Here is an 11,148-nt window from a genome sequence, read left to right as displayed (position 1 = left end):
GATGAGGTTGCCCTGCGATTGACCCGGGGTGAATGCGCCATGTAGGTTTGCGCCGTCGCTCGCCGCGGGGGAACGCATGGCCGACATCATTATCGTGGACGACGAGACCGACGTGGCGTTCATGATCGCTGACTATTTGCAGGCGAAAGGCTACCGCATTCGCATGGCATCCGGCGGCGCCGAATTGCGCGAGGCGATCGCGTCGGCGAAGGCCGATCTTGTCGTTCTCGACCTCAACATGCCGGGCGAGAACGGCTTTAGCCTGGCCCGCTGGCTGCGCGAACATCACGACACCGGCATCCTGATGCTGACCGGTGCCGATTCGGTGTTCGACAAGGTGGCGGGCCTCGAGATCGGTGCCGACGACTATCTGGCAAAGCCCTTTGCACCGGTCGAGCTGGAAGCGCGGATCGCCGCGGTGCTGCGCCGGCGCAGGCCGAAGGGGTCGAACGATGCCGACGCTTTGCCGGCCGGGCATTTCGCCTTCGGAACCTATGTGTTCGAGGCCCGCGCGAGAAACCTCGTCGACGCCGACGGCGTGGCCATTCCGCTGACGCCGATGGAGCTCGATCTGGTGGCGGCCTTCGCCACCCGGGCCGGCCAGGTCATTGGTCGCGACGAATTGCTCGATCTGGCGCCGCCCAGGGGCGACGAGCCGTTCGATCGCAGCATCGACAGCCGCATCACCCGGCTGCGCCGCCGGCTCGAAAAGGACGCGGCCAAGCCGGAACTGATCAAGACGATCCGCGGTGTGGGATACCTGTATCCAAGACGGTGAATGAGTGTGATCAGGGACCAGGCTGCCCCGCGGGTGGAACGATCTGCATGACAAGGCGCATCAGGTCGGCCTGACGGGAGGCGCCGGTCTTCTGGAAGATATTGTCGAGATGCGTCTTGGCGGTCGCGTTGGCAATATGAAGGCTGGCGGCGGTCTCGGCCAGGGTGTGCCCGGCCACAAGGCTGGCGAGCACACGGGTTTCGGCCAGCGTAAGCCCAAAGGCTCTCGCCAGCATTCCGGCGGCGTCATGCTCGTCCGGTGCATTGCCGATGAACACCGCGGCTACCGCCGCGGGTTCCATGCCGGCGCGCAGGTCGCCGCCGGCCATCGGCAGCACGCGGGCGAAGACGGGCGGCAGGCCGGATTCGGTGAGGAGGACGGCAAGCCCTGTCTTGCCGATGCTGACCTCATCCTGAGCCGCAAGCATGATGGCGCTGTGAAGTTCCCTGGAAGCCGACGGGATCTTCGCTTGCAGAATGCCCCGGACATCCTGGATCGGGCCGCCGCTCTGCAGCATGTGCTTGGCCGAGCGGTTGGCGTGCAGGACGGCGCCACGTTCATTGGTGAGGACCACGGCGCATGTGAGCGCATCGAGCGCCTCGGCCATTCCTGCGCGCTCGACAGTGCCGATGTCCAGCATGTTGCTGATTATCACCGAACGGCGCACGTGCGGCAGCAACAGTCTGCCAAGCTTGATTTCGCGCTCGGTGATAATGCCTTGCCGCTTGTGTCGGGCAACGGCGAAGCCGGCAAGACGGGTAGGGCTGTGGATCAGGAAGAACGACATGACGTCGATCAGGCCTTGCGGCTTCAGCCACTCCTGAAAATATCGGGAGGTCTCCAGGTAGGTCTGAGGGATATGACGCGAGACCAAATGCGGCACATCGAGCGAAGGCCATGTCGAGAGATCCTCGAGCAGCCGGGCGTGGATCTCGGGGATATATTTCGCCTGTTGCTCCAGCCAGTATGGCTCTATTCCCACGGTCCTGTAGATCAGCAGCCGGTCGTTGGCGAGGTCGTCAAGGTGCAGGACCGCAGTCTGGGCATCGAGCGCATCCCTGATCCCAGCCAGCGCGTGTTCCCATCGCCCCGGGTTGAGTGCGCAATCGTAGATTGAGCCGATCAGCTTCGACAGATCATGATGCGACAATGCCTTGGCCATCGACGGCCCCCCGCATGTCGACAGCGCGTCCGACGCGGAAAGCAGCGCGCTCTCACAGGTGCTCTCGCCTCTCCAAATGTTAGCGATCGCTTAAATTCTGATTATCTCCCCCAAACAGGGGATGCGCAAGCACCCGGGCGGTGAAATACTCGCGCCCCAGAAGACAAGGTCACACTTAGCTGTGACACCAGTGCGGTTCAGCGCGTTCCTGGCTCGCGGGCCTTCGCTACTGTGATGCAGCCGGGGGGATTAATCAAGAATTCTGCCTGCGTGCGCCGACTATCACGGCGCGCGACCGCCTATTGCTGAAACGTTAAGCCGGGCTCGACCCGGACAATTCGGGATGGAGCAGCATTATGTACAGATACATTGCTTTTGCAGCACTCTGCACGGCGGCGATGCCCGCGCATGCCGACGAGCTTGGAGCCATGAAGGCTGAAAGCATCGATCTCGCCGGCTTCCTTGGTGTCGTCTATTATACGCCTCAGGAGGACGGCTATCGGGTGGTCACCACAATCGCGCAGGGCGAGGCTGGCTTGCCCGTGCGTTTCGTGGCGACACTGACCGAGAACCAGATAGTCGCGGTCTCCGTGCCGGGCAAGCTGGGAGAGTCGGACCAGATCATCAAGATATCCCGTGTCGGCGGCAAGCTTGTCGTCAGCCCACAACCGATAGACGGCATCGTGGTTTCTTCTCCGAAGCCCGCCGTCGACTGATGACCGCCGTCGAGTGATCCAAGGTCGAGTGATCCGGGGGCATGCGCGTTGCGACGGCGCTGGATGAGCCTGCAACGTGGGCGACAGACGATGCCCCTGTGGCTCGTCCTCCCGTCTGTCGCCGTCTTTACCGTCGCCGCCGGCTTCGGCGCGTCTTCGCAAGCCGAGCTGGCCTCGGGCAAGTTCTACGAAATTGTCGGCGGCAAGGTCGATGCGCGGACTTATAATGGCTTCCGTCGCTACCATGGCAGCTGCAATCACTGCCATGGTCCCGACGGCATGGGCTCGACGTTCGCCTCGGCCCTTGTCGACCGGCTGCCCGGCATCGAGGTCTTCCGGCGCAGCGTTCGCGACGGCGTGCGCAGCGGCCCTTCAGTGATGAAGGGCTTCGCCGACGACCCCAACGTCGCTCCTTACATCGACGACATCTACGCCTATCTGCAGGCCCGCGCCGACGGTGCGCTTGGCCGAGGACGGCCTGAGCGGCTTGAACGCTAGATATCGCAGGCTGCCAGCTTCACCAAAGGACAGTGAGACGGTTATCGAGCGCCACATGAGTGCCGAAGGGCGAACTCTCTCGCTCAAGCACGGCCGCGAGCCAGGCGACATCTTCGGGCGAGGCGCGGTTTAGCCGGAATTTGCGGAGCTCGAACGGCACCAACTCGAGCGAAAGAAGCCTGCCCTCAGGCATCGCGAGCCGCGGCAGGTACATCAGCGCAAGCCCACCGCGAAAGATCTTGTAGCCTGTGATTCCCTCATAGTCGGTGAGGAAGTCGCCGCATCCATAAAGGATCAGCCGGCCGTCATGGATTTCGATCGGCTTGGGATGGTGGGAGGAGTGCCCATGCACGACGTCGAAACCTGCAACATCGATGAGAGCATGGGCAAGCGCTCGTTCTTCCGTGGGGACTTCGTAGCCCCAGTTGCCGCCCCAGTGGATCGAGGCCACCGCGAGGTCGCCAGGCTGTTTTACGGCCTCCACGGATCGGGCGATCTGCGCGAGCGAGCGGGCCGAGACATCCGCCAGCAGGTTGACCCCTGGCTTGTAGGTTCCGGCTGCCCATGAAGCCGGAACGCCGCTCGTCTCGAGCGCGAAGCCGAAGGCGAGCACGCGGCCTCCGCCGGCCAGTTCGATTACGGCAGGCGCCGCCGCCTCATCCGCGTCAAGCCCGGCCCCGGCATAGGCGAGGCCGGCATGCCGGAGCGTATCGAGGGTTTCGACGAGGCCGGGCTCATCCCAGTCGAGCACATGGTTGTTGGCGAGCACGCAACAGCTTACCCGCGCCGCCGCCAGGCAGCCGATGTTTGCGGGGTTCATTTTGTAATTGATGCCCTTGGGCGCCAAAGACAGGCTGGTGGTAATGCTGGTCTCGAGGTTGATGATCCGCGCGTCGGGAGCTTCACGGTCCAGTTCGGCGAGTGCATCGCCCCAGACATACGCATCGTCGACCTTTCCCGGGATCGGGCCATTGGTGCGTTCGGCAAGCTCGACATAGGTCGTCGCGGACCTGACGTGGCGCTCGTACAGGTGCGGATCACCCGGATTGGCGAGGATCTGGTCGATCCCGCGCCCGAGCATGACGTCGCCGCACAGGAACAGCTTTGCGCTGCTTCGGACAGGCCGTTCAGGTCCTGCGGCGGCATTGTTCGCGATCTGCGGCATCCCAGACCTCCTTCCCCGCCAACACCCCGTGACGCCAAGGGTTCCAGCCCAAGTTGCGCGGATCGGATCGCGCGCCCAGTCGTTAACGCAGGAGAACCGAGTTAACCAAGGAGAACCGACAGCCGAGGCCAGAAATGACCGACCCAGCCTTCTCCTTCATCCCGCGCGCCGCACGCTCTCCCAAGCCGCGCAAAACCGGCCTGACCGAGATTCGCGGACCCTATTACAGCGCCTATGGGCCGCGCCATTTGGCCGACCTCCTGGAAACCATGGGCAACTGGATCGACGGCATCAAGTTTGCCGGCGGATCATTCGCCCTGATGCCGCCGGAAGCGGTGAAATCGATCAACAGGCTGGCGCACGATCACGATGCCTATGTGTCGACCGGCGGCTGGATCGAGAATGTCCTCCGCTTCGGCCCGGACGCCGTCGACCGCTACATCGAGGAAGCCAAGGCGCTCGGGTTCGACGTGATCGAGATCTCGACCGGCTTCATCAGCCTGCCGACGGAAGCGCTGCTGCGCCTGATCGAAACGGTGAAAAAGGCCGGGCTAAAAGCCAAGCCGGAACTGGGCATCCAGTTCGGGGCCGGTGGCGACGCATCGGCCAGGGAGCTCGAAGCCGAAGGCACCAGGGATGCCGGCTGGCTGGTCGCGCAGGCCAGGCGCGCCCTCGACGCCGGTGCCGACATCATCATGATCGAGAGTGAAGGGATCACCGAAAACGTCACGTCCTGGCGCACCGAAATGGTAGCCCGCATAATCAACGAGCTCGGCCTGGAGAAGGTGATGTTCGAGGCCGCTGACCCGGCGGTCTTCGAATGGTACATCAAGAACTACGGCAACGAGGTCAATCTGTTCGTCGACCACAGCCAGATCGTGCAGCTCGAAGCGCTACGCTCCGGCATCTGGGGAACCAAGAGCACCTGGGGGCGGATTCAGAATATTGGGTGAGAGGGCTGAGCGGCCTCGTTCCAGCTTGGGTTCCTCGCCCCACGAAAGTGGGGAGAGGTGGCTCGGCGAAGCCGAGACGGAGAGGGGACTGCGCCTTACGAAAGCCCTCTCTCCGGCCGCTTCGCGGCCACCTCTCCCCCACCTTTCGGTGGGGGCGGGGAACCCAGGTCGTGCCCTCAGCCCCACTTCATCTCGCCGGTGGCGACCTTGGAGCCGATGTCGAGCGCAACGCCCATGCCGAGGCCGGGGAAGCGGGCCTCCATGGCGCCCTTGAGCGCGGCCGCGTCCTTGGCCTTGGCCAGCTCTTCCTCGAACGCGATGAGATAGGATTTGGTGTGCTCGACGCCCGAAAGGTCGGTGGCGGCCTGCGGCGTCATGTGGCCGGGCACGACGATTTCAGGCTTGGCGGCAACAATCTTTTCGAGATTGGCGAGCCAGGCGGCGCGCTGTTCCTTGCTCGACGTGTCGGCGGTCCAGACATGCACGCCCGCAAAAATCATCACCCCGCCGAACACCGCATTCAGCGACGGCACCGAGAGATAGCGCCGGTTGGCAAGGCCTTCCGCGTCGACGATCTCGATGGTCTCGCTATCGACGGTGAGCGCCTTGCCGTCGAAGACTTCGGGGATGACGACATCGGCGAGCGCCTGCGGGCCGTTCTCCTTGAGCTGCGGCCCCCAGACGGCGATTTTCTTGTCGACGCTGCCATTGATGGCGGCCACCGTCTCGGCAGCGGCTATCACCCGTGCCTGCGGAAAAACCTCCTTGATGGCCTTGAGGCCGAAATAATAGTCCGGGTCGGACTGGCTGACATAGATGGTGGTGAGCGTCTTGCCGGTCGCCTTGATCGCCTCGGCCACGGCGCGGCCGTCGGAATAGGTGAAACCGCCGTCGATCAGCAGCGCCTCGGAGGCGCCGGTGATCAGCACGGGGGCGCGAAAGAAGCCGTTTTCGCCGGCCGGAAAATGCTTCCAGGAAAGCCCTGCGGCGGCATGGCCAAGCCCGGCGGGAGCGAAGACGGCGGCGGCGCCGGCGGCGAGGGTGGTTTTCATGATGGCTCTCCGTGTGAACATGGATGTCTCCTGGGAGATGCGGAATTCGGGCGAGGCGGGCGCATCTCCCCCACGCAGCCTCGATGTCCGGAAGATGGCAAAGCCGGAATGCGTATTGAAGGCCAACAAAATAGACGTAATGTATGCCATTGCCTGACAATAGGATCGCCCCTGCCATGAACCACGCATGAACCTGAACCGGCTGGCCTATTTCGCCGCGCCGGTCGACGCCGGCTCGTTCACCCGAGCTGCCGAGCGGCTGGGCATCACCAAGGCGGTCGTCAGCCAGCAGGTGGCGCGGCTGGAGCGCGATGTCGGAACGACGCTGCTGATCCGCACGACGCGGCGCGTCCATCCGACCGAGGCCGGCCGGACATTCCATGCCCGCTGCCTAAACGTCCTGCAGCAGGCCGAGGATGCCTTCGACGAGTTCGCGCAGGCGGCCGCCGAGCCGACCGGCACGCTCAGGATCGCGGCGCCCAACGACTACGGCACGTCGGCGGTGGTGCCGGTGGTCGCCGCCTTCAGCGCGCGCCATCCCGCCTGTCGGGTGGAACTGACGCTGGGCGACGAGACCATCGACCTGGCGTCCGGTGGAATGGACGTGGCGATCCGCGTCGGCTGGCTGGCCGATTCCAGCCTGCAGGCGCGGCGGATCGGCACATTTGGGCAATTCATGGTGTGCGGCGCCGAGTTCGCAGGGAGCTTTAAGGCCGGCGAACCGCAAGACTTGGCCGGGCTGCCCTTCGTCGCCAACATGGCGCTGCGCGAACCGCTGCTATGGCAATTTTCGCGCGGCGACGCCGTGCAAACCGTGCCCATGCAGGCAACGATCGCAATCGACGCGACGCCGGCAGTGCTGGCGGCCGTCCGCGCCGGCGCCGGCCTGTCGGTGCTGCCGGATTTTTTGGTGCGGAATGAACTGGCCGCAGGGCGGCTCGTCCACATCCTGCCCGAGTGGCGGCTGCCCTCCGGAGGCATCTACACAGTCTACCCCGCCGCGCGTTTTCGGCCGCCCAAGGTGACGAGGTTTGTCGAGATGCTGGTCGCGGCCGAGCAGGAGATGGGGCCGGTCGGGCAGGGGCGAGGAGGCTGAAGCTGCCGATCTCCCCCCTTGAGGGGGAGATGGCCGGCAGGCCAGAGGGGGTCGTCTAGCGTAATGCGCCAACCTCCACTGTCGCAAGAGAGGAGGCCGGGCCCGGTCGAACCGACCCCCTCTACCCTGCCCGGCATCAACCCCTCAAGGGGGGAGATTGGCCGTCATCCGCGCCTTCGCCGATCACCAGTGTTGCAGGATGAGCGCCAAGACCCGAACAGCCGATCTCCCCCCAAGTGGGGGAGATGGCCGGCAGGCCAGAGGGGGCGCTGTCCCGCCAACCACTTCGAAGCGCTCAACCGCCAAACCAATCCGCCAACCCTAGGCGCTTCGCCTGAAAGGAAACGTCATCGCCTGAAGATGTGAATCGCGCCTCCGGCGTCGTCGGATACGAGCACGGAACCGTCCGGCGCTTCCTTGACATCCACGGGCCGACCGACGCCTCTGAGGAAAGTCGTCGCCGAGACGGGCCGGCCGCCCTTGAAGCGCACGCGCACGACCTGACGTCCGACTGGAACTGACCTGTTCCAACTGCCGTGCTCGGCGACTAGAGCGTCGCCGCCGAGGCTGCGGAAGAAATGGATTCCGAGGGTTGCGACATGCGCTTGAAATTCGAAGACGGGCGGAATCTGCTGCGCGGGCGGCCGTGCGTCCCGGAACCCTTTAAGCCGAATTCGGCCTCCGAAGTAGGGAAAGCCATAAAAGCCGCCCGGCCGAAGCGCGTTCAGCTCATCCGGCGGGATATCGTCGCCCATTCGGTCGGCGCCGTTGTCAGTGAAGAACATGGTGCCGCCGCGCCAGTCGAAGCCGACCGAATTGCGAACGCCCCAGGCGACGCGTCGAAGATCGGACCCGTCCTGGTTCATGCTGACGATCATGCTTTGCAGTCCACGCGGCAAACAAATGTTGCAAGGCGATCCGAACGAGACATAGAGCCGGGAATCGGGGCCGACGGCAATATAGCGAAGACTGTGGGCTCCCGAATTCGGCAGCCCTCGGCGAATGTCGCGCCTGCCGCTCAGAGCGCCCCCCGGCCCGATGTCGAACGCGGTCACGCGGTCGCTCGAAGCTACGAACAAACGACCGCGTGAGCATGCGACTCCATTCGGAGCGGAGAATCCGGAGGCGACCCGCCAGGCGCGGCCGCCGGACACCGGCACCGCGTAGACCGAAGAACGTTTGGTTCCGACGAACAGTACGTTGCCGCAGACCGCCATTTCGCGCGCGGCGGGAACGCGGGCGAGAACCTCAGCCCGCGCGGGTCCGGGGGCGAGAGCCACGCCAGAGGCGGCCGCCGCGACCGAGACGAGAGCGAGAAGCCCAATTCTAGCGGAAAGGAACCCGGCCTTAGGGGAAAAAACGTCCATGGGCGCCCTCCGAATACAAGCTGACTTGCTGGAGGGAATTGGGGCGGCTTGTTCTCGTTTCAAGCCGGAGCCCAGGCCTCGTTGCGGCTGAGCAGCAGATGGGGTGAAACGGGGAGGGGCGAGGAGCGGTAAAGCGTATTACGACCTCGCTATTACCGGCGCATACTCAAGCGCAACCACGCCGTTGCTGAATGGCGTGGCCGAAATGAGCTCGAGCGGCACTGGCTCGCCGGGCGGGAACAGCGGCTTGCCCTGGCCGACGGCGCCGGGATAACTGAGCAGCCTGACGCGGTCCACCAGACCATGGCGCAGCAACTCCTGCGCCACGCTGAGGCTGCCATGCACATAGATGTTGCCGCCGTTGCCTTGCTTCAGTTCCCTGACCGCATCCGGCAAGGCGCCCTTCAGCAGATCGGCCGGCTTCCAGTCGAGCGCCTTCAAGCTGGTCGACGCGACATATTTCGGCAGCGCGTTGAACCGGTCGGCGAAGTCTCCGGTTTCCTTGGGCCAGGAGCCGGCGAAGATCTCATAGGTCGTGCGCCCCAAAAGCATGGCGCCGCTGTCGGCAAGCTCGTCCTCCTTGAACCTGTTCATCTCATCGTTCCAGGTCACGCCAGGCAGCTTCTCGACCTCGGCGATGCCATCGACGCTGATGAATTCGGTGACGATGAGTTTTCTCATGGCGCTCTCCTTTTGGCGGAGGACGGATGGCGCGGGGCTGATGCGACACGCTACGTGAGAAAAATGGCGCAGCGCTTTGTTGTTTTTGGCCGATGTCAGGCACGAGCTTCGAATCATCGACCTCGTGCCTGGCGCCAATTGGTGATTGCAATTGATTCATAGTGCCAGAGGCAGATCATGCGAGCACATGCCAACATGGCACTTCGCTCCAATAGCGACAACTCCGCTCGAATGGCGAATCTTTTTGCACTCGGATAGGTATTTGTAGCCAACGTTTCGCACCCCTGCCAACTCAAACGAATTGTGCTTGGATGAAGCTGATCGATCCGGATTGGACCGCGCCCCGCATCGGTCAGGACTGGCGCGACGAAGAATTGATGCTCGCTGTTGCCTGGCTCAAGTCCTTTGTGCCGAGCAGGGACATGGAACGTCGAATTGACGCCGTGAAGGCCTACCTCGCAGCGTCGCGAGAGCGCATGCGTGACGGTGTGCTGACGCCCCTCTACGATCCGGCAGATACGATGGCTTGGTACATCCTTCAGGCGGAAACCTTTGCTACTGACCGCGCCTACTGGAGCCCGGAAGGTGTGATGCGGGTCGTTCCCTTTCTCACCCGAATTGGAAAGGAGCTCCCGCTCTTGCTGAGAGTGAAAGACGTTGAGGAACGAGCGGCTCGCACAATGCTGGCAGAACGACGCCAGCCTGATGGCGGCATATTTGAGTTGCTCGTCGCGCTAGCGTACCAGCGGGGCGGATGGGAGCGAGTGGAGTTTGTAAAGGAAACCCCGGGGCGTGGACGAACTCCGGACCTGCACGTTTTTCGGCCAAAGAGTCGGTGGGCGGTGGAATGCAAGCGGCTCGCACCGTCGCCGTACGCGGCGCGGGAAAAGCTGCGCGGCATGAAGTTGGCCGATCCGATCCATGCCATTTCACTAGAAACGGGCGTATCTGTTGTGGTCGAGGTGAATTACAAGATCGAGCTTGCTGACGTACCCGAAGATTATCTTCTCGCGCATGCACGAGGGGCTATTGAGAAGAGAGTTTCGAGAACTTGGGACGATGAATTCGCCACAGGGCGCATCAAACCTGTCAGCTGGTCACTAGCGCGAAAGGTGCTAGCTAAGGACGACGTATACTTCGGTGCTAGCCGGATGATCGAACTCTTGGTTGGTTACTATATCCACGAGGCAGATCACAGCATGGCTGCGAAGTGGCGGCCAGCTCCATCAAGACCCTCGTATGCAGAAGCTGTCTACCAAGCAAGTGTCGTCAGTTGGCGAAGCCGGTCGAGAGCAGCTATTCGCCAAAAGGCGCGGCATTTCCGTAGTGTTCTCGCGAATGCCGAGGGACAGCTGCCATCCGATCGGCCGGGCGTGATTCATATTGGCGTAGAAACCTATGCTGGCGCGAATGTTGATCTCGCACGCCACATTTTCAATACTTTTGAGGCTCGCTCTTTCGAACCAAGCAAGTCGCGTCTACGATGGGTCTATGGGAACTACTTCGTTCCTGAGGCAACAACGCGGAAGGATGAGAGTTGGGCTATCACTGAGACGATGGTGCCATACAAGATCGGATCTCATCGCACCCGCTGGCCATTGCCAGGACATATGCTGGTTTCACCCGAGGGCGAAGGGCGCGAAGGTGTACATTGGGCTGAGGAGTCTGATTGATTGCGGC

Annotated in this window: 11 protein-coding genes; 6 read left to right on the top strand and 5 right to left on the bottom strand. The window is 63.2% G+C overall.

Features of this window, described 5'->3' with window-relative positions; translation table 11 throughout:
- Window positions 1-76: 76 nt before the first annotated feature.
- Window positions 77-778 (top strand): response regulator transcription factor, encoded by a 702-nt coding sequence (locus ACWTU8_RS12570; RefSeq protein ID WP_455848317.1) that lies wholly within the window; start codon window positions 77-79, stop codon window positions 776-778.
- Window positions 779-788: 10 nt separating this feature from the next.
- Here ACWTU8_RS12570 and ACWTU8_RS12565 read toward each other — a convergent pair whose 3' ends face one another.
- Complete coding sequence (locus ACWTU8_RS12565) at window positions 789-1,940, bottom strand: helix-turn-helix transcriptional regulator (RefSeq protein WP_455848316.1); 1,152 nt, start codon at window positions 1,938-1,940, stop codon at window positions 789-791.
- Between the two features lie 356 nt (window positions 1,941-2,296).
- Here ACWTU8_RS12565 and ACWTU8_RS12560 point away from each other — a divergent pair, with 356 nt between their 5' ends.
- A complete protein-coding gene (locus tag ACWTU8_RS12560) occupies window positions 2,297-2,656 on the top strand; it encodes a hypothetical protein (RefSeq protein ID WP_455848315.1) in 360 nt (119 codons plus the stop codon).
- Window positions 2,657-2,746: 90 nt separating this feature from the next.
- The gene (locus ACWTU8_RS12555; RefSeq protein ID WP_455848314.1) at window positions 2,747-3,154 is read left to right on the top strand and encodes a c-type cytochrome; all 408 of its coding nucleotides are present in this window, start codon (window positions 2,747-2,749) and stop codon (window positions 3,152-3,154) included.
- 19 nt (window positions 3,155-3,173) lie between these two features.
- Here ACWTU8_RS12555 and ACWTU8_RS12550 read toward each other — a convergent pair whose 3' ends face one another.
- Window positions 3,174-4,319: a CapA family protein gene (locus tag ACWTU8_RS12550; protein WP_455848313.1), complete on the bottom strand. Its 1,146-nt coding sequence runs from the start codon at window positions 4,317-4,319 to the stop codon at window positions 3,174-3,176.
- A gap of 134 nt (window positions 4,320-4,453) precedes the next feature.
- On the opposite strand from ACWTU8_RS12550, the gene ACWTU8_RS12545 reads away from it, so the two are divergent.
- A complete protein-coding gene (locus ACWTU8_RS12545; protein WP_455848312.1) occupies window positions 4,454-5,272 on the top strand; it encodes a phosphosulfolactate synthase in 819 nt (272 codons plus the stop codon).
- 176 nt (window positions 5,273-5,448) lie between these two features.
- Here ACWTU8_RS12545 and ACWTU8_RS12540 read toward each other — a convergent pair whose 3' ends face one another.
- Entirely contained in the window at window positions 5,449-6,345 is an 897-nt protein-coding gene (locus tag ACWTU8_RS12540) for an MBL fold metallo-hydrolase (RefSeq protein WP_455848311.1), read from the bottom strand.
- A 166-nt stretch (window positions 6,346-6,511) separates the two neighbouring features.
- On the opposite strand from ACWTU8_RS12540, the gene ACWTU8_RS12535 reads away from it, so the two are divergent.
- Complete coding sequence (locus ACWTU8_RS12535) at window positions 6,512-7,420, top strand: LysR family transcriptional regulator (RefSeq protein WP_455848310.1); 909 nt, start codon at window positions 6,512-6,514, stop codon at window positions 7,418-7,420.
- Between the two features lie 347 nt (window positions 7,421-7,767).
- Here ACWTU8_RS12535 and ACWTU8_RS12530 read toward each other — a convergent pair whose 3' ends face one another.
- Together ACWTU8_RS12530 and ACWTU8_RS12525 are read right to left on the bottom strand one after the other, a co-directional pair.
- A complete protein-coding gene (locus ACWTU8_RS12530; RefSeq protein WP_455848309.1) occupies window positions 7,768-8,787 on the bottom strand; it encodes a PQQ-dependent sugar dehydrogenase in 1,020 nt (339 codons plus the stop codon).
- A gap of 138 nt (window positions 8,788-8,925) precedes the next feature.
- Entirely contained in the window at window positions 8,926-9,468 is a 543-nt protein-coding gene (locus tag ACWTU8_RS12525) for a dihydrofolate reductase family protein (protein WP_455838042.1), read from the bottom strand.
- A gap of 311 nt (window positions 9,469-9,779) precedes the next feature.
- On the opposite strand from ACWTU8_RS12525, the gene ACWTU8_RS12520 reads away from it, so the two are divergent.
- A complete protein-coding gene (locus ACWTU8_RS12520; protein WP_455848308.1) occupies window positions 9,780-11,141 on the top strand; it encodes a hypothetical protein in 1,362 nt (453 codons plus the stop codon).
- Window positions 11,142-11,148 lie beyond the last annotated feature (7 nt).

Source organism: Mesorhizobium sp. BHbdii (assembly GCF_053848045.1).
Note: the sequence above shows the minus strand (reverse complement) of the source record. Positions and strands in the feature narration are given on the sequence as shown.